The 24,704-nt window shown below is 38.0% G+C and carries 18 protein-coding genes; 12 read left to right on the forward strand and 6 right to left on the reverse strand.

Translation table 11 applies throughout. From position 1 onward, the window contains the following. The first annotated feature begins 68 nt into the window (after positions 1-68). The gene (locus KKC46_20620; GenBank protein MBU1056204.1) at positions 69-1,430 is read left to right on the forward strand and encodes an FAD-dependent oxidoreductase; all 1,362 of its coding nucleotides are present in this window, start codon (positions 69-71) and stop codon (positions 1,428-1,430) included. A gap of 365 nt (positions 1,431-1,795) precedes the next feature. Beyond that, a complete protein-coding gene (locus KKC46_20625) occupies positions 1,796-2,611 on the forward strand; it encodes a ZIP family metal transporter (GenBank protein MBU1056205.1) in 816 nt (271 codons plus the stop codon). A 1-nt stretch (position 2,612) separates the two neighbouring features. Here the strand turns inward: KKC46_20625 and KKC46_20630 are convergent, their stop codons facing one another. Further along, on the reverse strand, positions 2,613-4,145 hold the full coding sequence (locus KKC46_20630) for a bifunctional GNAT family N-acetyltransferase/carbon-nitrogen hydrolase family protein (protein ID MBU1056206.1): 1,533 nt from the start codon (positions 4,143-4,145) through the stop codon (positions 2,613-2,615). A gap of 358 nt (positions 4,146-4,503) precedes the next feature. Between KKC46_20630 and KKC46_20635 the strand changes: the two genes are divergently transcribed. The 3 genes from KKC46_20635 to mtaB are packed head-to-tail and all read left to right on the forward strand — an operon-like array spanning position 4,504 to position 7,297. Beyond that, complete coding sequence (locus KKC46_20635; GenBank protein MBU1056207.1) at positions 4,504-4,929, forward strand: 4Fe-4S binding protein; 426 nt, start codon at positions 4,504-4,506, stop codon at positions 4,927-4,929. Continuing rightward, complete coding sequence (mnmA, locus tag KKC46_20640) at positions 4,930-5,994, forward strand: tRNA 2-thiouridine(34) synthase MnmA (protein MBU1056208.1); 1,065 nt, start codon at positions 4,930-4,932, stop codon at positions 5,992-5,994. Continuing rightward, complete coding sequence (mtaB, locus tag KKC46_20645) at positions 5,987-7,297, forward strand: tRNA (N(6)-L-threonylcarbamoyladenosine(37)-C(2))-methylthiotransferase MtaB (protein MBU1056209.1); 1,311 nt, start codon at positions 5,987-5,989, stop codon at positions 7,295-7,297. Before mnmA ends, mtaB begins: the two co-directional genes overlap by 8 nt. Before the next feature lie 161 nt (positions 7,298-7,458). On the opposite strand, the gene KKC46_20650 is transcribed toward mtaB, so the two are convergent. Further along, positions 7,459-8,064 (reverse strand): PEP-CTERM sorting domain-containing protein, encoded by a 606-nt coding sequence (locus KKC46_20650; GenBank protein MBU1056210.1) that lies wholly within the window; start codon positions 8,062-8,064, stop codon positions 7,459-7,461. Positions 8,065-8,973: 909 nt separating this feature from the next. Here KKC46_20650 and KKC46_20655 point away from each other — a divergent pair. Further along, positions 8,974-9,123 carry a hypothetical protein gene (locus KKC46_20655; protein ID MBU1056211.1) on the forward strand — a complete coding sequence of 50 codons (150 nt, stop codon included), beginning with the start codon at positions 8,974-8,976 and terminating at the stop codon, positions 9,121-9,123. Between the two features lie 346 nt (positions 9,124-9,469). Beyond that, positions 9,470-11,710: an adenylate/guanylate cyclase domain-containing protein gene (locus KKC46_20660; protein MBU1056212.1), complete on the forward strand. Its 2,241-nt coding sequence runs from the start codon at positions 9,470-9,472 to the stop codon at positions 11,708-11,710. Positions 11,711-11,734: 24 nt separating this feature from the next. Here KKC46_20660 and KKC46_20665 read toward each other — a convergent pair whose 3' ends face one another. Then, positions 11,735-13,486 carry a FecR family protein gene (locus KKC46_20665; protein MBU1056213.1) on the reverse strand — a complete coding sequence of 584 codons (1,752 nt, stop codon included), beginning with the start codon at positions 13,484-13,486 and terminating at the stop codon, positions 11,735-11,737. A 14-nt stretch (positions 13,487-13,500) separates the two neighbouring features. After that, positions 13,501-14,946, reverse strand: a complete 1,446-nt coding sequence (locus tag KKC46_20670; protein MBU1056214.1) for a DUF560 domain-containing protein — start codon at positions 14,944-14,946, stop codon at positions 13,501-13,503. Between the two features lie 475 nt (positions 14,947-15,421). Between KKC46_20670 and KKC46_20675 the strand changes: the two genes are divergently transcribed. Together KKC46_20675 and KKC46_20680 are read left to right on the forward strand one after the other, a co-directional pair. Continuing rightward, positions 15,422-15,883, forward strand: a complete 462-nt coding sequence (locus KKC46_20675; protein ID MBU1056215.1) for an N-acetyltransferase — start codon at positions 15,422-15,424, stop codon at positions 15,881-15,883. A 315-nt stretch (positions 15,884-16,198) separates the two neighbouring features. After that, positions 16,199-17,809, forward strand: coding sequence for a fumarate hydratase (locus KKC46_20680; GenBank protein ID MBU1056216.1), 1,611 nt, complete (start codon positions 16,199-16,201; stop codon positions 17,807-17,809). Between the two features lie 74 nt (positions 17,810-17,883). Here KKC46_20680 and KKC46_20685 read toward each other — a convergent pair whose 3' ends face one another. Further along, the gene (locus KKC46_20685) at positions 17,884-18,774 is read right to left on the reverse strand and encodes a hypothetical protein (protein ID MBU1056217.1); all 891 of its coding nucleotides are present in this window, start codon (positions 18,772-18,774) and stop codon (positions 17,884-17,886) included. 334 nt (positions 18,775-19,108) lie between these two features. On the opposite strand from KKC46_20685, the gene KKC46_20690 reads away from it, so the two are divergent. Further along, positions 19,109-20,884 carry an adenylate/guanylate cyclase domain-containing protein gene (locus KKC46_20690; protein ID MBU1056218.1) on the forward strand — a complete coding sequence of 592 codons (1,776 nt, stop codon included), beginning with the start codon at positions 19,109-19,111 and terminating at the stop codon, positions 20,882-20,884. A 220-nt stretch (positions 20,885-21,104) separates the two neighbouring features. Here KKC46_20690 and KKC46_20695 read toward each other — a convergent pair whose 3' ends face one another. Further along, a complete protein-coding gene (locus tag KKC46_20695; protein MBU1056219.1) occupies positions 21,105-21,863 on the reverse strand; it encodes a lipopolysaccharide kinase InaA family protein in 759 nt (252 codons plus the stop codon). Between the two features lie 752 nt (positions 21,864-22,615). Between KKC46_20695 and KKC46_20700 the strand changes: the two genes are divergently transcribed. Next, a complete protein-coding gene (locus KKC46_20700) occupies positions 22,616-23,833 on the forward strand; it encodes a glycoside hydrolase family 3 protein (protein ID MBU1056220.1) in 1,218 nt (405 codons plus the stop codon). A 65-nt stretch (positions 23,834-23,898) separates the two neighbouring features. Further along, entirely contained in the window at positions 23,899-24,354 is a 456-nt protein-coding gene (locus tag KKC46_20705) for a hypothetical protein (GenBank protein MBU1056221.1), read from the forward strand. The last annotated feature ends 350 nt before the right edge of the window (positions 24,355-24,704 follow it).

The following is a 24,704-nucleotide window of genomic DNA, read 5'->3' on the forward strand; positions in this document are numbered from 1 at the left end:
TATCAGATAAACTGTTTGTTACTATCTTATATTCATAAAAGCAAACAACCTACCCGGAGGATAAAACTATGAGCACAGAAAGATTTGTTGTCATCGGAGGCAATGCTGCCGGGATGACGGCAGCAGTAAAAGCCAGACGTTTAAATAAGAATCTTGAAATTATTGTGTTTGAAAAAAGTCCTCATATATCATACGGCACCTGAGGTATTCCATATTTTATCGGCAGGTTGGTCGATAGTATTGAAAAACTGAAAGGACAAACCGTATCAGAGTTTAAGAAAAATAATGACGTAGATGTGAAATTATTTCACGAAGTAAAAGAAATCGATCTCAAAAAGGGCAAATTACTAGTTCAGGAAAAAGATAATTTAAAAGACCGTTGGGAATCCTTTGATAAACTGATGATATCAACAGGTGCTGTTCCGATTAAACCTCCTGTTGAAGGAATAGATGCAAAAGGAATATTTGGGGTAAACAATCTTGAAAGCGGACTGGCTTTAAAAGATTATATTGAAAAAAATAAGCCTAAAAAAGCTGTAGTTATAGGTGGCGGCTACATCGGGCTTGAAATGGCTGAAAATCTGCTTTTGCTGGGAATGAAAGTCAGTCTCATAGAAAGAGCTTCTGAAGTTATGCTGACTTTAGATACTGACATGGGAGCACTTGTTTCAGATGCTTTGATTGAAGCAGGTGTTAAGCTTTATAGAAACGAAAGCCTTACGGCCTTTGAAATCAACAAAGGCTATGTTCACTCGGTAGTAACCGACAAAAGGACATTTGAGGCCGACCTTGTTATACTTGGTATGGGCGTAAAACCGAATACTTTACTTGTTAAAGATACGGGAATAAAAATTGGAATAACAGGAGCCATTGAGGTTGACACTGCAATGCATACAACGGCTGACAATGTTTGGGCCGGAGGTGATTGCGCCGAATCTTTTCATCTGATCAGCAAAAAGCCAGTAAATATTGCTTTAGGTACCGTGGCAAACAGGCATGGCCGGGTGGTTGGGACTAATGTGGCCGGAGGAAATGCTGCTTTTACCGGCCTGGTAGGTACTGCTGTTACAAAAATAGGTAAGGTCGAAGTTGCACGAACCGGTCTTGCCGAAAAAGAGATTCAGCAAATCGGGATGGAATATATTACATCTGTTACAAAAAGCATGACCCGCGCGGATTATTATCCGAATGCAGGTCCTATCTCGGTTAAAATACTTGCTGAAAAGAAAAGCGGTAAGCTTTTGGGTGCCCAGATAGTTGGAGAAGCCGGTTCCGCTAAACGTATTGATATACTTGCAACGGCACTGCACGCTGGTTTAACGGTTGAAGAAATATCCGATCTTGATTTAAGCTACGCTCCTCCAATTTCTCCCCTGTGGGATCCTGTAGTTATTGCCGCACGCATTGCAATGAAAAAGTTGAGTGGATAACATTTGAAAAATTTCTGATAATTACATAAACTTCTATTTTGGTGCAAATGAAAAAATACAGATATCTGCTATTTTCAACGTCAATCGCGTTATGTTTTTTCGGGATATTTTTTACGCTTATCCGGATGTTTTATTATAAGGCTACTCCGACCTTAAATGAGTATATATATACGGATTAGAGCCAACGGTAATCAATAAGCATGTATGGAATGTCAGAGTCTTTTATCTTTTTGATCCTGAAGGACACCGCATAGAAATATGGCAATCCTTCAATATTTAAAATCTGAATGCATTCATTGGGAACAATAACGACAAATATAGCTTCTATAATTTAATTGCATTAAACATTAAACAAATGAAATAAAATGGGCTATTTCTTCCAACAATTCGATCCTGTTACACAGGCATTTATTGCCACACTTTTTACTTGGGGTGTCACTGCTGCCGGGGCTTCAATTGTATTATTTACAAAAGCTGTAAACCAAAAGCTTATGGACTCAATGCTTGGCTTTGCTGCAGGCGTTATGATTGCCGCAAGCTTCTGGTCTCTTCTCGCACCAGGCATAGTAATGGCGGAACAGTTGGGGCACACTCCATGGTTGACGGCAGTCATCGGATTTATGGGTGGCGGAATTTTTATGAGACTGACCGATAAATTTCTGCCTCATCTTCATCCTGGCCTCAGTATTGACAAAAAAGAAGGGGTAAAAACCTCATGGCAACGAAGCACACTTCTGGTACTTGCCATAACTCTCCACAATATACCTGAGGGCTTAGCAGTAGGTGTTGCATTTGGAGCTGCTGCAGCTAATCTTCCTTCCGCCACAATCGGGGGAGCAATTGCTTTGGCAATCGGGATTGGAATTCAAAACTTTCCAGAAGGGACCGCTGTATCAGTGCCATTAAGAAGAGAAGGGATGACTAAGGGCAAAAGTTTTTTCATGGGACAAGCTTCTGGCATAGTGGAACCGATTTCCGGAGTAATCGGAGCAATATTTGTTCTGAAAATGCAAAACATTCTTCCATACGCACTCTGCTTTGCAGCAGGAGCCATGATTTTTGTAGTAGTGGAAGAACTGATTCCGGAATCTCAAAGAAACTATGCAAACATAGATCTGGTAACAATGGCAACAATGGCCGGTTTTTCAGTAATGATGATTCTTGATGTGGCTTTGGGGTAAGCTATTTGAGCCACACCACCTTGTAAAGGTCTTTGCGCCGATTTTCAAGATTTCGCACACTCCCCTGCTGCCGTAATTCTTTGAGTAAATCAAGATCCAAATCAACCATAAGAGTCATTTCGGTGTTGGGTGTCGCTTCTGCTGCAATAGCATCGTGCGGAAAAGCAAAATCCGATGGTGTGAATACAGCCGACTGAGAATATTGAATGTCCATGTTTTCAACTTTCGGCAGATTACCAACACTTCCTGATATCGCCACATAACATTCATTTTCAATGGCACGGGCCTGAGCACATCGCCGAACCCTGAGATATGCATTTTGGGTATCTGTAAGGTACGGAACGAATAAAAATGTCATGCCCTTATCCGCCAGATACCGCGCCAACTCGGGGAACTCGACATCATAGCAGATGAGAATGCCGATTTTGCCTATATCGGTATCAAATATCCGGACTTCATCGCCCCCCTTCAATCCCCAATATTTTTCTTCGTCCGGCGTAATATGCAACTTGTACTGCGCCTCCCACGTACCGTCTCTACGGCATAAAAAGGATACATTGTACAAAAACTCATTTTTTAGTTGAGGAACACTGCCTGCGACTATGTTGATGTTGTAAGTAATAGCCATATTGACAAATGCCGCCCGAATATCATCGGTATATTCCGCAAGGGATCGCATGGCTTCAGCCGGATTTTCCTGATTGAAATTTGTTAACAGTGGCGCGTTCATAAGCTCCGGAAACAAAACAAGATCCGAATTATAGCCTGCAACCGCATCCACAAAAAATTCAGCTTGCTGCAAAAACTCATCCAAATCATTAAAAGGGCGCATCTGCCATTGGACAACCCCTATGCGCGGATAGGATTTTCGTCCGCCGAATAATTTTTGCTTTTTTTCATAATAGATATTGTTCCATTCCATCAATACCCCATATGCCTGGGACTGGGTATCTTCAGGTATATAATTTTTTATTATCTTTTTTATGTGAAAATCGTTTGAAAGCTGAAATGACAATACAGGGTCATAGATTTCATTGGCCTTGACTTTTTGAATATATTCGGAAGGAGACATAGCATCCGAGTGTTCACCATAACCGGGGATTCGTCCGCCAAAAATAATGCATTTCAAATTCAATTTTTCGCATAATTCCTTACGGGCATCATATAAACGCCTTCCGATGCGCAAACCACGGTAATCCGGGTCAACAAAAATGTCGACACCATACACTGCGTTTCCATCAGGATCGTGGCCTGTCATTTTGCCACCGCTAACAACATCCTCATAGCTGTGCCGGCTCTCAAACTCTTCCGCATTTACAAGAATAGAAAGAGCAGCAGCTACAACAGCACCTTTATCTTCGATACAAATTTGCCCTTCAGGAAAATTATCGATTAATGCGTTGTATTCATCCTCCTGCCAGGCACCACCCATTCCTGAATATACTTTATCCATTATTCGTTTGATGTGAGGGTAATCGTGGCGGGTTAACCCGCGCAATATTAATTTATACTCAGCTTGATCAATTTCATTCATACTTGCTCCGTATATTTGCTTTTGATTTTTTAACTATGCTTTAAGATTAAACCATAGTTGTTGTGAATGCAAATCCCATGTTATATGAATTTCTAAACATTGCACACATTATGGCAATTGTTGTAAATTCGATCGCACTGTCAACATCGTCAGTGTAATCGCATTTGGATTTAATATAACCACCCCACCCTAATAAAGAAATTCAAATGAATTACATCATAAAGGGAGCGCAGCTTTAATTCCCCCTTAATAAAGGGGGTTGTTTCGTCTTTTACCCTGTAAACATCGTTCTCCAATCTTGACATTACCTTCAAATACGGTAATATCATTTTTAAAAAATATAACCGGAGGTATTAAAGTGTATTCGAGAATACTGATTCTCAGATTTCCTGAAACTGAAGTGCAAAAACCATTAGTGTGTTCTCTTGTTAAAAATTATGATCTTATGTTTAATATCTTAAATGCAACTATTCTTCCGAAAAAAGAAGGAATCATGGTTCTTGAGCTTTTCGGTTCAAGAAAAAATTTTAATGAGGGAGTCAAATACTTAAAAGACCAGGGAGTAAAAGTACAAAACGCTTCCCAGGAAATAAAACGGGATAATGAAAAATGCACCCATTGCGGAGCATGCACCGCAGTATGCCCCACCGGTGCCCTTTCTATTCAGCGCCCTGAAATGATCATAGTGTATGATCAGAGCAAATGCAGTGTTTGTGAGCTCTGCGTCCCGGCCTGCCCACCACGCGCAATGAAAATGCGCCCTGTAGATAATAATTTTTTTTGAATGCAAAAAAAAGCTGCTATTGCCTTAAGCGGCGGAGTTGATTCGCTTTTTGCAGCATATCTTCTGAAAGAACAAGGATATGATGTTACAGGAATACATTTTACAACCGGTTATGAATATAGCGACAATTCTGATACAAGTAAAAACATAACTTATCATCGTAAAATAGAAGATCTTGGAAAACAGATCGGCATCAAAATTGAATTCATTGACTGTAGCAAAGAATTTAAAAAAAATGTTATAAACTATTTTACACAGACTTATAAAGCCGGAAAAACTCCCAACCCATGCCTGGTATGCAACCCGTTAATTAAATTTAAAACGGTTCTTAAGTTTGCCCAAAAACTCGGATGCACATCTCTTGCTACAGGACACTATGCCGGTAAAATTTTAGGAAAAGACGGCCTGTTTCATCTTTTAAAAGGAAAAGATACAAGAAAAGATCAGTCTTATTTTCTTTCTTTTCTTAGTCAAGAACAGCTTTCATGCGCATTGTTTCCTTTATATGAATTTACCAAAAAAGAAGTAATCAGACTATCGGAAGAAAAAGGATTACACCCTGTTGTCCAAAAAGAAAGCCAGGACATATGCTTTATCAAAGACAATGACTACGGGAGTTTTCTTGTAAAAGAGACAGGGTTTGAACCCCAGTGCGGGATAATTGTTGATTCAAGCGGAAAAACAATAGGAAGCCATAAGGGAATTCATCTGTTTACTATAGGACAAAGGCGTGGGATTAACTGCCCTGCTCCAAATCCTTATTATGTTCTTGGCATAGATACCGATTCCAACCGTGTAGTAGTCGGATCAAAAAATGATCTTTTAAAAACCCATTGTAAAATAGCAAACATAAACTGGATAGCAAAATCATTTTCATCTTCGGTTAAAGTTCATACACGAATAAGATACCGTAATAAAGCGGTTCCATCCACACTTTTTCCGGAAGCGGATAATTGTGCAACTATAGAATTTGAAACTTCACAATCTGCGGTAACTCCCGGACAAGGCGCAGTTTTTTATATCGGGGATGAAGTTATAGGCGGAGGTTTTATCGAAAATGCCTAAATTTGTCACCACCACTCTTGGTTGCAAAGTAAATCAATGTGAATCCGAATATATTTCAAAAGGCCTTTCCTTATCCGGTTGGTCATCGGCAGAAGATGGCGCTAAACCTGATGTATGCATAATAAATACCTGTACCGTAACCGCAAAAGCTTCCATGCAGTCAAGACAGGCCATAAGAAAGGCGATACGTTTACATCCTGAAGCAAAAATTATTGTAACCGGCTGTTATGCCCAAACAGAACCTGATGAGTTAAATAAAATAAAAGGCGTTCATCATATTATCGGACAAAAGGAAAAACATAAAATCATTTCTGTAGCAAACAGCTTTTTTTCCGATACCTCCCCTGCCCTGTTTAAAGAAAATCTGATTGACAATAAGGGATTTATGCAGCTTCCCGCTCTTCATTCCGAAAGCAGGACAAGGGTTTTTCTTAAAATACAGGATGGCTGTGAAGCTTTCTGCTCGTATTGTATAGTTCCTTATACACGAGGCAAAAGCCGCAGCATGCCTATAGAAACCGTGATTGAAAGTATAAAAAATATTAAAAAAGCAGGGCACCGTGAAGTAGTACTTTCAGGAATTCATATCGGAAAATACGGTCTTGATCTGTCTCCGAAAACTTCTTTGCTTGAATTGCTTACATTATTAGACTCTTTAAAAATAATTGATCGTATTCGCATAAGTTCGATAGAACCTAATGAACTTGTTTCTGAAATCATCAAGCTTTCCGCAAAATCTGACATTATCTGCCCCCATTTTCATATTCCGCTTCAAAGCGGAGATAATGAAATACTTAATAAAATGCGAAGGCCCTATACTCGTGAATTCTTTAAAGACCTTATAACAAAGATAAATGACCATATGCCGAATGCTGCAATAGGTGTAGATATTCTTGCAGGGTTTCCCGGTGAGACAGATGAAGCTTTTGAAAATACATATTCCCTTATTCAGGAACTGCCGGTAACTTATCTTCATGTTTTTCCTTTTTCACCTCGCAAAAATACTGTTGCAGAGAATCTGCCCGGAAAGGTTTCTTCAGATATTGTAAAGGCAAGATGCGCTAGTATACGAAAACTTGGCAATTTAAAAAAAGCAAGTTTTTATAAAAAAGCAATAGGGACAGATCTTGATGTATTAATAGAAGAAAAAAGAGACCCGAAAACCAACCTGCTTAAAGGACTGTCCTCAAATTACATACCCGTACTTATAAGCGGTGATGACCGTTTAAAAAATACGATAGTAAAAGTAAACATCAAAAAAGCTTTTGGAAATTATGTTGAAGGATCAATTTTGAGCACATAATTACGATACCACTCCCAACGGACATTGTAAAAGAGCTTGTTTTGAACATCTGATTGACGACCCATCCTAAGCTTATATCCGTAATAATTTGTATTATTATTTTTAACAGAAGTATATTTAACTTTCAAGCAGTAATATAAATAAAGTGGCTCTGAAGTGTATTATTTATTAAATCGTCGTTTGAGCCCGGCCAAAGAGAATATGCCTGATCCAAGAAGAAGCATGGTAGCCGGTGCGGGAACAGCACTACTACTTCCAGAATTATAAGTAATATCATCAATACATACGTGAGCGTTATTACCACCGGCCCCCGAAAAAATCTCTATTTTGTCAATATTATCCCATTCGGTCGTGTCATGAACCGACGAAAAGTCAACAAAGTATTTAAAACTATGAATGCTATCATTGATTTGAGATGTACTCGCAACTACAGAACCTTCCAAGTAACCTAAAATAGTAATTGTGTAATGATCGGCATCCGTGTTAACAAATAAGCTGTCCAAGGAAAATGCGGTTGAAGTTGATATTACAACAGGATTGAAATATTTTGAATTAATGGAATAACTGCCATTGGTGCCATCCCACCTATAGTTTCCGTCATCAATGGCCGGTTTCGCATAAGAATCGGCCGTAAAATTAAAACCATGGTATGGATTGGTAAAAGAGATGCTGTTCAAATCTTCAAAATCCAAAACATCCGCAAAAGCAAACCCGGTGCCAAATAATAAAAAAGCAACGACAGTAAACAACATAATTAATCTTTTCATATTTTACTCCTCTCTAATGGTTTCAATATCCGATAAATAATATTTAATTACTTAAAATTCACATAGAATAATAAATCACATAATCGCTACAGGCGATTTCGCCTCTATAGGTCAAAATTATCCTTTACTAAGCAATATTCGTTCCATTCTTATATCTATTTGATTTTAAAAAGATTGCTTTCAGCCAAATTATTTACTGGGAACAAAGTGTAAAGATATCCGACAATATTTATTGATTTGGAGGCTTCCGAAGGAATGCAATATAGCTTAAATACACTGCCACAAAGCTTTTAAGACAAAATTCGAAGATTGTAAAATATCCCGACAGTTTTAAATAAAACCAAGAAAGATATCCTCATCAAAAAGTTACCCCGGTAAACTATGAATCGTGACCTATGGCAGGCAACATTATCCATAAAATTTAGAATTAATTGATATAACTGGAATAATATTTAGTATTCTTCGAACAGGCCTTCGCTAAAATTACGATAAACGATGTTTTCCGAAAAGAAAGCCCAATAACCGTAAAAAATCCTTTATAGTTTCTCTTTATGCCACAATAGTCATAATTACAGATGTTTATCATATATTTTCTCACATCTCAAGAGACATTATAGCAAAATGTCGGATTTCTTTACAATCCGCCCTTCTGTAAATATATGACAAAAGTACGGCTATAAAAAATATTGGTAGTATTAGGTACTAAACTATTAAACTTGATTAATGCTGGCTGATATGTTCGATAGAGTTTTATGCTAGGAAGAATCTTATTTATTGGAACTGGTGCGCTACATCCATCTAAACACTCTAAGGGCCGGGCTTGTTCCTGATTTAACAACGTTGCACAATTATCCATACTGCGGGCCATAGTGTATTGATGGCAAAGGCTTTTGAGAAAGGGAGAGGATTTTGGGAGATGGGAAATTTGTTGAAAGTGTGCTTAAAGCTGCTGACGAGCAAATGAAAAATACATATGATCTTCTGGCTCGCGGCTTTAACATAAACGGGGTAGCAACCAGAATTGCCGAAGTTCTGGCGGTTGAACCTGATAAAGTTTGAGCTGCCGGGAAACAGCGGGAAATTGTTCAGGCGCGCAGCCTATTGTGCTATTGGGCAGTCAGAGAGTTGGGGCTAACAATGGTATCTTAGAATGGCCTTGACACTAGTTTCAATAATTTACCTGCCGGGGCACGGAGTGGAGCTTTAGCGCTATCCTGTAATTTCATTTAGTTCCGGATACCGGATCAAGTCCGGCATGACGGTTTAGGATGTTTGAAAAAAACTATTATTTCCAAATGCGGTTACCATGTTTTTTTATTCCGTCAATATTGACATATTGCACAAGTTACAATATTATCCCAGAAGAATCTTAAGCTACCGGAAACAATATAAACATTTGATTAAAATGAATAAAATAAAACTAAATCCTATCATAATTTCCATACTCGTTATTATAGTTGCAACTATATCTTATGTTTTTGGCATAAACTTTCTGGATTTCATGGAATTAAAGACTATTGATTTACGATTTGAATCAAGGGGAATTGTTACACCATCGTCGGATATTGTTCTTGCGGTTGTTGATGAAAAAAGCATAAGAAATGAAGGCACATGGATCTGGCCAAGGTCAAAAATGGCAGACCTTGTAAATAAACTTTCGGATGCAGGTGCAAAAGTAATTGCATTTGATATAGGATTTCTTGAAGCTGATGAAAAAATCACTGTAAAAGCAATAGAAAGCATTCAAAATAAAATAAAAGAATCAAATCAATTAAATCCTTCATTATCAAAATACCTTGAAGATCTCAAATTTCAAACAGACAGTGACAGGCTGCTTGCCACCGCAATTCATAATTCCAAAGCAAAAGTCATACTCGGATATTTTTTTCAAAACGATGATTCCACGACTAATGATATTGATGAAAAAGAAATTGAAATGCATCAGGCAAATGTGCAAAGCTCTGAATATAATACAATATTATATTTATCAAAATCTGCCCCAAAAGCACCGCTGATTGAAACAGTATTTCCTCAATCCAATATTAAGGAAATTTCGGATGCAACCAATTATTCCGGCTATTTTAACATGTTTTCCGATAAAGATGGGGTAGTCAGAAGGCTTCCTGCCGTATTAAAATGCAAAGAGGCTTTGTATGCTCCTCTTGCTCTTATAACTGTTAGCGCTTTTCTTGATAAACAACTTTCTCTTAAAATATATGAATATGGCGTTGGAGAAATTGCTATTGGAAAACACTTGATACCAACCGATGAATTAGGACATATATTAATTAATTACAGGGGCCCGGCACAAACTTTTAAGCCTATTTCAGTTACAGATATATTAAAAGGAAATGCGGATCTTAATCTTATAAAAGATAAAATTGTGCTTGTAGGTGTTACTGCAATAGGAATTTATGATCAAAGAGTAACGCCCTTTTCCAGTATTTTCCCGGGGCTTGAGATTCATGCAAATATTATAGACAATATTTTATCAAATAATTTTTTGTATCAACCCAGCTGGGCCATTATCTCTGATATTTTTGCAATAATTTTTGCAGGTCTTACGCTTGGATTAATTGTACGAAGAACCAACCCTATAACAAGCGTTGGTGCATTATTGTTCTTATTTGGCGGATATATTATTTTATGTCAGCTTCTTTTTTCACACAAAGGATGGATATTAAACATTGTGTATCCGCTCTCAACAATGGTTATTGTTTTTGTCAGTATAACCCTTTTTAAATATTTAACGGAATCAAAACAGAAAAAATATATAAAAGATGTATTTTCAACCTACCTTGCGCCTTCGGTAGTAAAACAGCTTATAGAATTTCCCGAAAAGCTTGATCTTGGTGGTCAGGATAGGGAAATTACTGCATTTTTTTCAGATATACAGGGCTTTACAACTATATCCGAATCGCTTTCACCTAAAGAGCTGGTTGAATTATTAAATGAGTTTCTGACTGAAATGACAGAAATTATTTTTGAACATGAAGGAACCGTAGATAAGTTTGTTGGTGATGCAATAATAGCTTTTTTCGGAGCCCCGAACGATTTACCCAATCATGCCGAAGTTGCCTGCATGGCCTGTATCAAGATGCAGAAAAAACTGGTTGAGCTTAGATCAAAATGGAAACATGAGAATAGAGCTGCCCTTAAAATGCGCGTTGGAATTTGCAGTGGGCCTGCCGTTGTTGGTAACATGGGATCAAAAACCAGAAAAAACTATACAATGATGGGAGATACCGTAAATATTGCTTCAAGGCTTGAAAGCGTCAACAAAATTTACGGAGTATATTCATTAATTAGCGACTCAACGGCAACAGCGCTTGGAAGTAATGTTGTAACACGCGAAATAGATTCCGTAAGTGTTGTTGGCAAAAATGAACCTGTAACTATATTTGAGCTTGTAGGGTATTTAGAAGAAGTAACAGACAGGATGCAAATGACTTTTGACTTTTACGCAAAAGGGCTTTTGGCATACAGGAAGAAAAACTGGGATCAGGCAATATCGTATTTCATATCCGCCCTTGATATAACAATAAGCGACGGGCCAAGCAAAACAATGCTGGCCCGCTGCAATGAATATAAAACCAACCCGCCGCATAACGGCTGGAATGGGGCATATGTGATTAAATCAAAATAAAGCCCAACCCTCTCACCTTAATTATCAAGGAGCTGCGGTAGATCCTTGATTTGTTCCATGGAATATACCTGTGGCATGGTCATTATCTGCTGATATTGGCTCTATAGCCCATGCTCCTCCAATACTATTTGCCGCAGGCCCATACAAAGACCCATTGGCAGTGAATTCCACCGATGTATTAGCATCAATTTTAGCTGCCCCTCCGCTAAGCTGAAACTCAGGTGATTCGTTTGTTAAACGGCCGCTTGCGTTTTCAACGCTTGCAATGAACCCGTCTTTTGAAACAGAAAGATTAAATTCTTCAATGGCACCATCCATAAAATTTACCTTGGCATCGAATGAACCGGTCATATCTACGCCACCGGAATTTGTCCAATAGGTTCCCTCTGCACCTCCGGCATATGACCACCAGCCTGAAGTATTATGTAAAGTCATCATATCGGTTGTTGAGGTGGGATCTCCTGTAATATAGTATCCCTTATTATCAACATAATAGGTGTAAGAAATTCCGGCCATCGGTTCAGTCTGTGTCCAGTAACCCCATTCCATATATGCATTATGCCCAAGTTCTGCAAAAATTGCAGGATAACTGCCGGAAATATTATCATGCTTGGTATTAACATCAAGATCAGTTAACTTAGCATTGCTCATTCCGCCTGAAGCGTCTAATTTCATATCTCCATTAGGCGTGTCACTTGCAACTGCATCAGGGTTATCAAAATTCTGTACAGATCCGCTTATATATGTTCCTTCATAATATTTAGTGCTATCCATCCTTGTTAGCATTGCCGTAAAATAACCCAATGTATTGACAGGTCTATCGGTTTCACCAATTACCAAACTGGTTAAGTTTTGGGTAATATTTTCCACATTGCCATCTGTAGTATCAGTACCGGCTGTATTAATAATATTATCTATTATATCTCCAGCATCGTCTGCACCCGAACCCAAGATCCCGGCAAGAACAAACCCACCTCCCTCGGTTTGCTGAATAAACTGATTCGCAATATTGGGGTCTGTGGGTTCAACATTACCCGCACCAAGATTGTCAACAAAAAGACTTTCACCTGCTCCAACAGTGTTTGTACTGCCATCGGCATTTGAAGTTACACCAACACTGCCGTCAAAACCGTGAATTATGGTTTCAAAATTTTCAGAACCATTTTCAGCAAGATAAATCAGGCTTTCGTCAGAAAGATCGGCTATTTTTTCGCCGGCTTTTCTTACTTCAACACCAAACTTGGTGCCTCTTACACCCATTACGGCAGTCGGCGTCTTAACAGATGCTGAAATTTTTCTATATTTAAACAGGCGCACAACATAAAACATGGCTTTGCCCCTAAGCATGCTCATAACGGATTTTTTCTCTTTGGCAGCACTGTCTTCAGAAACTTCTTCAACTATAATCTTGCCGTTTTCACCCATAGTTATAATATCTTCCGTTTTAAACCTGATACGGCATCTGGAATCCTTTAGGGTATAAAAAACATCCTGCTGATAAACGGCATCTCCGGTAATTGCATAATAAGCTTTATTTGAATCCTTATGCAGTACTACAACATGGCCGGAGGCTTTTTGAATGGTTCCCACATCCGATTCATTTGATTTAATAAAATTATCTTCAATTTGCATGGTTTTAAGCTCTGCCGGAAGAAAACCAACGTCTACTGATTTACCACGGGAACTTTTAGTATTGGTATTATTATCAGCTAACAATAAACCTGCCCATACCAGCAAAAACATAACCGTAAATATAAATATTAAGCGTCTCTTCATAAATTTCTCCCTGATTAAAAACGGCAGCCTAAACTCAAAGTGTAAGTTGTCCGATCATAATCATAAATATCGGCGTTTGAATTGTTATCAGTATATGCAAAAGCAAATGAAGCATAAAAGTATTTTAAAAAGCCCTGGCTAACTATGGCGGTTAACCCATCCCGTTTATCTTGCCTGCCTTCGATATAAAGAAGAGGTTTTTCATCAAAGTCTTTCTTTGTCCACAAATACTGCACAAAAAATTCCGTTTTAGTGGGAAACCTCGTAAAATAAGACAAACCGAGGTATGGTCCATCATAGGTAAAACGGTCATCATCAGCATCCATGTAGTCATATCCGGTTGTAAGAGAAAAAACATGCTTTCGGTTATCAAGATAAAAAGTAGGAACAAGTCCAAAACGGTATCTTTCATTATCAAGTCCGGATCTGCTGGTATAATAAAAATTCTCCGTAGTGTAAGAGAAAAGACCTTTTATGCTGAAATACTGACAAAAATGATGCTCGTATTCCGGATCAGCATGAAAAGAATATGAAAGACGATCGCTTCCGTATTCTCTTTCAGTATAACCTATAGGAAGTTTAAAAATATCCCTTCGCGCTACCCACCATGGTCCTGTACTGACATCAATTGATAAGAAATCAAATTGGCTATAATCAAGATGTGCTTTGTTATAAAAAGAAAGCGAGGTATTCCACATAAACCCTTTTGCTTCTCCGGCATCGAAAAGAAGATTTCCTGCAACACTTGTAACCATAGCTTCATCTCTGAGCTTGGCAGTCAATTTGGCAGGGGTAAGAAATCCTCCAAAAACCTGATAGGTATCCAGATCGGGGCCTGAATTTATATTATCGTCCCAAACAAACCCTTCTGCAACTCTGAGATTCCAGGATATTTTTTTGGTTTTTTGATCAATCGCAGACAACATTTTTGAGATATTATCAAGCACTGCTTTCGGAGGAGAAGCAGCCTTCACGATTTCAAGCTCACTGCGCGCTTTTTCAAAGTTTCCCATATTAAAATATGCTGCAGCAAGTTCAAGCCTGACTCTGTTTAGTTTCGGATCAACAGAAAGCATTTGTTTGAATTTCTTAACCGCAAGCTCGCTCTCACCTGTTCTCATAGCACTTGTGCCGATCCAAAACATGATATCCATGGTTTCGGCCTTACTGGCAATTTCCATAAAAATCGGAAGCGCCTTGGCAAAGTCTCGATCGTAATAAAGAATAAGGGCATCAGCAAGTTTTTTATCGAGAGCACTGATTTCTTCAGGATTCATTTCACTAAGCTTTTTAACAACTTTTTTATCGACAGCATCGGAGCCGGTTTCACTACCAATTGTTTTCACACTCTCAAGTGAATCTTGTGTACCATCAGGCTGAGCCACAGCTATACCGTTTAGCATAAAAATAAATAAAATAATGACTACAAAAAAAGAAGCCGGTTTAATCTTTAAATGCATAAAAAAGTCTCCTTTTAGCTAAATAGACAAAACGAATGAAAAGATATATTAGGATATAATTATCAGTATAGAAAATTATTAATAAGATCAGCATTATTAAGAAAGCGAAATGTAAAAATAAATAGAATAGCAAATATCTTATATATTCTATTTTACAGTTTTATAATTATCTATGTCAAATCTTTTTCCAATTTAATTTATAATACTATAAGAAATAACACGAGCCACTTTCAAAACGTTTCAGTTTGGTCAAGCTCAAGGCGGGGGAAAATTTCAACCACAGGAATACATTTAGTATTTCGAGGATTGAAATTTGAGCCCAACACAGAGATCGGCCAAAATGGGGCGTTTTGAAACTGGCTCACACGCTTTTGGTTTTTTGATTTCAATATTGAACAAAAAATAATAATATTTCAGCCGGCAACACTTCAATTTATTGCTTGATTTAAGTAAAAACATTGCTATAAGGAGAGACATGATCAGAAAAGCAAAAATAAGTGACATAAAAGCTATTTACAACCTTCTCCAGATATACAGCAGCAAGGGGGAACTGCTTCCTCGACCTTTCAGCAAACTCTATGATCATCTACGTGATTTTATTGTTTATGTTGATAAGGATAGTGATACAATAATAGGATGTTGCGCTTTGCAGTTTTGCTGGGAATATCTGGCCGAAATAAGATCTCTTGCCGTTCATCCTGACTATTTAAAAAATAAAATAGGCACTGCTCTTGCTGAAACAGCACTTTCCGAAGCAAAACTTTATGAAATAAAAAAAGTTTTTACTTTAACATACAAACCTGAATTTTTTGAAAAGATTGGGTTTGTTAAGGTAGATAAAGAGGAACTGCCCCTTATTAAAATCTGGTCAGATTGCTTGCTTTGCGTCAATTTCCCCAATTGTGATGAAATAGCTCTAATTAAAGATATTACCTGAGCCAGTTTCAAAACGCCCCATTTGGGCCGATCTCTGCGTTAGGCTCAAATTTCGCACGAAGTGACACGTAGTGAAGCATAAGCGCTAACCTTTAGCACTACCATCGATATACTCCATGTATTCATGCTGTTAAAATCCCACCGCCTTGACCTTTACCAAACTGAAACGTTTTGAAAGTGGCTCTGAAACATCAAATCATATAAGCTGTTATCCCATGTTTATATGTCTTTGTTGAAACTTCTTGACATCAGCAATTCATATATTTAAGTTCCTGTATAAGTTAAACACATCTTAATATCACCGGAGAAAATTTAAATGGCAGACTTTATATATCAGGAAATGTTTCCACTTGGCAAAGATGAAACCGAATACAGATTGCTTACTAAAGATTATATTTCTACTGATAACTTTGGTGGCAAAACAATTGTAAAAATTTCTTCTGAAGGACTAACTATTCTTACCGAACAGGCATTTAAAGACGTATCCCATATGTTAAGAGCCTCTCATTTAAAGCAGCTTTCAAAAATTTTCAATGACCCCGAAAGTTCCGAAAACGATAAATATGTTGCCCTTGAGATGATTAAAAATGCCGTCATCGCTGCAGAAGGGATCTTTCCTCTTTGCCAGGATACCGGTACTGCTATTGTGCTTGGCAAAAAAGGGCAGCAGATATGGACAGGTTTTTCCGATGAAGAGGCCATCTCTAAAGGTGTTTTTAACGCATATACAAAAAACAATCTGCGTTACTCCCAGAATGCACCTCTTACAATGTTTGATGAAAAAAACACTGGCTGTAATCTTCCGGCTCAGATTGAACTATATGCTGTTGAGGGTGATTCCTACAAGTTTCTTTTTATTGCAAAAGGAGGAGGATCAGCAAATAAGACCTATTTGTTCCAGGAAACAAAGGCAACGCTTAGCCCGGAAAAGCTGCTTGATTTTATGAAGGCAAAGATAAAGACTCTTGGAACAGCAGCTTGCCCACCTTATCACCTTGCTTTTGTTATAGGAGGAACATCTGCTGAACTGAATTTAAAAACAGTGAAACTCGCTTCAGCAGGTTATCTTGACTCTCTTCCAACAAAAGGAAATGCTTTAGGTCATGCTTTCAGAGATATTGAGCTTGAAGAAAAGCTTTTAAAAATATCACAGGAACTGGGAATCGGAGCCCAGTTCGGAGGCAAATACTTCTGCCTTGATACAAGAGTAATACGCCTTCCAAGACACGGCGCATCATGCCCCATAGGTCTTGGGGTAAGTTGCAGCGCGGACAGAAACATAAAAGCAAAGATCACAAAAGCCGGGCTCTTTCTTGAAAATCTTGAAAAAGATCCGGCAAAATATCTTCCCCAGACAAAAGAAGCCGAATCAGGCGCGATTTCGATTGATCTTAACAGACCGATGGATGAGATAAGAGCCATACTAAGCAAACATACTGTTGAAACAAGACTTCTTCTTTCAGGAAAAATCGTGGTAGCAAGAGATATCGCCCATTCAAAATTAAAAGAACGGCTTGACAGAGGAGAAGAACTTCCGCAATATTTTAAAGATCATATCATTTACTATGCAGGCCCTGCAAAAACCCCACAAGGATATCCTTCAGGTTCTTTCGGACCTACTACAGCAGGAAGAATGGACTCCTATGTTCCCGAATTTCAAAAGCACGGCGCATCAATGGTTATGCTTGCAAAAGGAAACCGTTCAAAAGATGTAACCGAATCATGCAAGAAACACGGCGGTTTTTATCTTGGCTCCATAGGCGGCCCTGCGGCAAGACTTGGTAAAGAATGTATTACCAACATTGAAACAATAGAATATCCTGAACTTGGAATGGAGGCTATATTCATGATTACGGTAAAAGACTTTCCGGCTTTTATAATAGTAGATGATAAAGGAAATGATTTTTTTGAAAAACTGCTTGGATAATTATAAATGCAATAATATCGAACCTTAGTTCTTTTGTGATTTGAGGAATGGGGAAGTCCGAAAAGAACAGGCTGCTAAGCTTCCACCATTGAAGACTCGGTTTCCATATTTGTTAATCCATCTTCTACCGGAGCCGGGTCCTCAACAATCTCAGGCAAGTCTTCATTCACCGGTTCCAATTCTAAAGACCCTTCTTTTGCTTCTTGTAATTGCTTTATCCTCTCCAGTAGTTCTGACCTCATACTTCTGCCCATTTCAATATGCTTTGGATGCTCATGGTCATCATCTGAATTTTTATCAAGTTGATTGGATAGATACCGGTTTAGCGGTTTGATAAATTTAGACGGTTTTACCCCTGAATGCTCCATAATGTCCATTATTTGATCGGCTGCCTGTTTTAAAGAATCCCGATTTACAATACTTTCTTCAGTCTCTCCGCCTGACGGTGATTCAACTGTTTTTTCAGCCACCATCATAAGCGCCTGTTCAACAACCACACTTTTCTTTGATTCAATATTAGCCTCAAAAGAGGCAATGGACTCAAGATTTCCAACCTTGTTTACCATGGCCATAGCATTTTTCAAATTACCCGAAAGAGTAGATTGCATGATTTTATCAATGGCTTTCATGGCCTTTTGTATATCTTTTACTTCCTGTTTGTTTAAATCCCCTTCTACCAACATTAAAAACTCGCTGCTACTGTCTGTTGAAATACTTTTCCCTTGCAAATTAAGTGACATGTTATTTACACGGGCAAAACCATTATAAGTACTATATTGGCTTGTGCTTTGGGAATCAGCCAAAATAGTTACTTTATCTCCTTCTGCCGTAAGGATTGTAATGTTCCTGCTTTCTTCCTGAGATGTTGTAACCTGATTGAATTGGGCAAAATAGAATTTACTGCTTTCCGTTGAATACCCGGTAAAATCTTTAGAAACCAACGTGTTTGGGAATATTGCATTCATTTTTCATTCTCTCTTTTTATCGGGTTTTTAATATAATTAATATCGTGTTACTCATTATATCGGTGTAATTCAATAAAACTTGATTTTTTTCAATCCATTAATTTACTATAGAAGTCGTATTGGGGTTTAAATTACATTTTTTTATTTTCCAAACTACTTAATATTGACGTACATTGCCATATCGAATATTCTAATAGCAGATTATAATTATAGATGGCGCTCTTGATTGGAAAGAGGATTCTTTTTGTGCTTTCAGGGAAAAGCTTATATGCAATTTCGGACAATGAAAGCTTTTTAGATCATAATTAATTATTTAAAGGATTAAAACCCCATCATGTTTAACATTGACCAAACCCAGAAGGATATTAACGCAATAAAGGATGCCTTTAGCGCCATTGATATTAAAGGTTCCCCTGAACAGATTTTTAAACTCCTTGCAGAGTTCGAACAAAAAACAGCTCAATACACGGCGTTTCCCCATTTAGATGCAATCATCAAATGGCATAAAAATCTCTTTTTTCAAAAAGCATGTCTGTTTCAACGCGCCGAGGAGCTTCTGGATGAAGCCTTAGATGCTATTGAAGAACGTAAAGAACCTCTGTTTCAGAAATGGAAGGTGAAGATATACATTTCTCTGGGATATATTCACAGAGCTCAATGGAACTATCTGGATGCTGAGTTCTATCTCAGCAATGCCCTAAAACAGGCAAAATCCCTTCCTGAACTCAGTAACTTCCTGGGTGAAATCTATGCAGGTCTTAGTCAGGTCAGCCTTTTTCTGACACGACACCACCAGGCCAATCAATATGCAGCTTTAGAAAAAAAGGTGTGTTACGAAAACTACAATACAGACCCCTCAAATGAAACCCACTGTATTATCTATGCCTATGCATTGATCAATCATAATCGTATCAAACGGCTTTTAGGAATGGTTGAACAAAAAGATCTCAAAGACCTTGATGACGCTGTCGCCCTTGCATCCCGGTTCAGCACTGAAAAATGTAAAATATTGTGCAATCTGGAAAGGGCGGAAGCCAAATTCAGTATTAATCAGGCTGATCAGGCGTTGGACATGGCACTGGAGCTTGAGTCGAGCTTAAAGGAACTGGGGATGACCCAGGAGAGTATGCAGGCTGGCCTTCTGGCGGCAAAGGCATATCGCAAACTCTATGATTACGAATTTGCCGAACAGAAACTCAAAGAAATTCTTCATCTGACCCAAAACAATTATTTACAGCTAGGACAAATTATCGCGGAAACCCTTTATGAGTTGGGATTGACCTATTACCAGATAGATCAGGAGAAAAACGCCTATAACTGTTTTCGTGAATCCGCAAAAACGGGTATGGTGCTCGGCATCAAAGATATCATTATCCGTGCCTTTGATGCTGCAAAACGCATCGATAAATATACAGCACGGGAGCTTTTGTCATCCAATCTGGCTTACCAGGATGCCACTTTTGTGAAAAACAGCCTAAGCCGGGAGTTCAACCCTTTTAAAAGCACCAGAGCAAAAACACGGCTTTATGCCACCACGCTTTTTGTAGATATCGTGGGCTTCAGTCACTTGATGAAAAAGTCGGATGAAAGTATGACCATTCAGATGGTGGACGAATTTATTGACCGTATGTCCTTGATCATCTATCAGAACCACGGCTATATTGACAAGTTTCTGGGAGACGGTTTTATGGCTATATTTGAACATGGACAGACTGTTTCATCTGAAATGGTAATGAATGCCATCCGCTCCGGTATCGATATTTACCGGGCATTGAAACATAAAAACCGGAAGCTCGGAACCGTGTATGGGGAAGATAGTAAAATCAATGTGCGCATCGGTATCAGCACTGGAGAAATATTTGCAATGGTTTTAGGTAACTATATTAAAACGGAGTTCACCTACCTAGGCAATTCAGTCAACCTGGCATCAAAACTGGAAAGCCATGCCAAACATAAATGCATGTTGATAGATGAAGAAACTCATCAGCAGGCTAGCAAACTCATCTTATCGGAACCTGAAACCATAATCATTCCCGGCCTTGGCGAAACTCAGGTCCACAAGGTGCTGCGCCTTGCCCGGATGAGAGAACGGCCGGCAATAAAAGCTTAATAAAAGAGCCGGTTTCAAAACGTCCCATTTTGGCCGATCTCTGCGTTGGTTGAAAATTTTAATCATCGTAATAACCCATGTATTCCTGCGGTTAAAATTTTCACCCGCCTTGACCTTGACCAAACTGAAACGTTTTGAAAGTGGCTCAAAAGCAAATAATAAGCAGATCCACAAATCATTGCCGACAATTCTACACCATAACCCATTGCCAAAAGAATATTTAGCGAGCTATCTCTCTATATATTCTTTTGGAAGTAAAATGCCTGTCATTTATCTCGTTCAGGTAATTGCTTATAAAGCCTTTGATTTCTTCACGAGTAAAGCTGTAACCATCGCGCAGGGTTCGCCGGTAGGCCCGGGCCAGAGAATTTATGCAACGGTGTTTTAAAAATATTGAAGACCATGGTTTACTTGTTTCACGGTCGATTAAAACAAAAGAATACTTATCATCAATATATTCACAGAAAACATCTTTGAGTCTAACAACCTGAAAAAATCCTTTGCGATGCAGCTGGCCGACAAATTTCCCGAATCCCTCCATCAACAAAAATCTCTCGCTGGAAGTACTTGAAGAATAAAGTGTGGCCAAATCTGTTCCCTCAACACCTTCTACCAGCAAAAAACCCTTAACCGGCAAACAGTACTTTCGCTCCTCTCCCCAGGCCATGGGCCGCATCACAGGAATGCCGGCTTTTGTCAGGGAATCTATCAACATTTTTTCGCGCAGAGGTCCTGAGCAAGGCTTTCTTCCGAAAACAAGCATGCGCAACAATATTCCTATCGACTCACGCCCTATACGTTTAAGAAATACATGGCGTGTCTGACCGTTTTGTGAAATGCTGATCCGGCGTAATTGCCTAAGCTCTTTCCCCTTCACTAATAATTCACCAACCGGTTCATCCATTAAGGCTTCAAAACTCCCAAGCCCGATTACATCGAGTTCTGCTCTAAATGACTCATCTGCCTGCCACCAGATCACTTTCTAATTCCTTGCTTTGTTACTAATGTTATAAAATGAATTTCTTTGCAATTCATTTTTTCAGTTATAACTCCATCAATATTTGAGTGTTAGTAATCAAAACACAAAGCACATTCCCCCAGACACTGGCAGGGCAAAATACTCTACTGCAATAACTTTATTGTTTTGGATTCGAAATATAGTGTGACCGGCTTTGTGTGTCAATATTAAATGGCTGAAGATGATGTTGCCTATTGTCTGATTTGCATGTGAATGATAAATATCGTTATTAACCCATCACATGGAGACACCAGGATCTGAAGACAACCCAGATTTATCTCGGCAAAATTATTGATTCAGAAATAATCCGTTAGATGAACATCCTGCATGCTGAAATAGAATTGCTCAAACATTAGTCCTTTGAAAGAGAAAAGTCCTTAAGCTAATATCATACATATATGTCAAGACGATTATGATTTATATAGTATATTGATTGCTATGATAGCTTCCTGAAAGTGATAAGCTGACAGATGTCTATGCTTTACAAGGTTTCATTCAGTAATCAACGCAAATGAAATCAATCGGACAAAATCCTGTGTTATACGTAATACGTGTTAAAAGATTATAAATAGCCATTACAGAATAACACACTAAAAATTTGACAAAAACTATAAATACCAATATAAATTAACTACTTTTCATACAGATTTTTTTCCGGCATCCATCAAAGACATATTACATATATTAACTGTTATGATTTCTGAGAAATTGAAGTGAAAAAACATATTTTTACATCTGTCATTATAATATTACTATGCATAAACATTGTATGGGGAGCTAATTTAAAAGATCCACACTTACTTTTTATTAGAGATATCGAACTAGTATTATTCTTAGTGTCAGCATTTTCTTTTCTGGGAATTACACTCTTACATAGGAATATAAAGTTCAAAGTTTTCACTTTTTTGTGTGTGACAGTGTTATTGGTTGTTGTATCTTTTAACGAATACGAATATCAGAATGACTATGAACGTATAGTTGCCAATCCTTCAAATCGATACTCAAAAATAAACCGTCGCCTCATCATTGGATTTAAGGATAAAGATGAGGCAATACAGCTATCTAAAAATGGGATAGCAGGAATATTTCTCACTAAGAGAAATATTCAAAATGAGACCTTTTCATCCTTGAAAAATTTTATATCAGGGCTTCAACGTACAAGAAAAGAACTATGTCTACCATTATTGATAATTGCTACCGATCAGGAAGGCGGCCCTGTTTCACGTTTGTCCCCGATAATTAAAAGACAAGAAGCTCTTGCCTTAGTACATAAAAAAAATCAATCAAGTCTTGATTATGGAAGGAAGCAAGGAAAATTACTAAATGAACTTGGAGTAACAGTCAACTTCAGCCCCGTAGTAGATTTAAAACCACAGCTTCCACCGAGCAAATTAGACTTCCATTCATTAATTGCAACTAGAGCTATATCCTCAATCCCACAAGAAGTGATAAATGTAGCGTTACCATATATTGTAGGCTTAAAAGAGAATGGGGTTACAGCAACACTTAAACACTTTCCTGGGTTAGCAAGAGTTCAGACGGATACACATCATTTTTCTGCATCAATAGATACAGACCTTGTCATCCTAGAAAATACAGACTGGCTCCCATTTACTGAGTTACTTAAAAAGAGTAACTCATGGTTGATGCTATCTCATGTAATATTAAAACAAGTAGACCCTATAAACCCTGTGTCCACTTCAAAAAAAGTAGTCGACGAATTATTGCGATCTAAATTGAAAATCGATAATATTTTAGTAACTGATGATTTAACGATGGGTGCTACCTATAATCGAGGGTTCTGCAAAAGTGTTGTAGAGTCTTATTTAACTAGTATCAATTATTTATTAATTGCCTACGATTATGAAAAATACTTTGACGCAGTGATTTGCATCGACAATCATGACAAGTCAAAGCACGCGGAATTGTGAATGCCGGCGGCATTCACAATCCGGTGTTTGAGGGTTATGTGACCATCTAAATCGGGAGTACATTTATGAAATTATTATCTTATCTGATAGTAGTTGTTTCACTTTTGTTCTTGATATTCTATGCTTATGCGGGAGATTACACTAATAAAAAAAATGAATACAGTGTAAAAAGAATACCTACCGAGTTAGTTACTTCTTTTTTCGAAAAAGCAAACTTTGCATGTGACACAAAGAATAGTGAAGTTTTTATGGATCTTTATACTGAGAAAGTACAAATTTGGCTGCAATCTTATAAAGGAGAAAAACTTGATAATTATATGGCACTGATATGTAGTCAGCTAGAATCTTTTTATAAAGGACTTGAGGTTGAATCCAAAAAATATTCGTATGGATTTGTAAGCTATAAGAAGCCTTATTCAAAGAAAGCGACGACTGGGATTTGTGTATTTAAAAAGGGAAATTGCATAGAGGTTCTTCCTGCAATTATCGAAAATGGTCAAATAAAGATTAATGAACATTGACTAATATAGTTATTGCTAAACAAAAAATGCGCCAACAAAATGAATTCACATAACATCCTGCTGCAAGGGGCGGCGTAAAAAAACGCGCCGCCCCTGAGCAGACCGTACTCTCTTTCCTTTAGTAATAAACAGTTCCTAAAGAATCCGATAGCATTTCTTTGTAGCATTTTAACCCGAAGCCACGTACTGGGTTATTACCGGGTTATTAATGGAAGAAACCTGCTCTTTCAATACGGTCTATCAGTGTTGTTTCTTAGGAGGTGTAAGAGTACTTTTTTGGCAGTTTGGTGATCTCAAAAATATCTTGATGCGGTTTTCTAATTGAATTCATCCTGAAATACAGTAAGTGG

It is taken from the genome of Pseudomonadota bacterium (assembly GCA_018817425.1).
Taxonomy (GTDB): Bacteria; Desulfobacterota; Desulfobacteria; order Desulfobacterales; family RPRI01; genus RPRI01.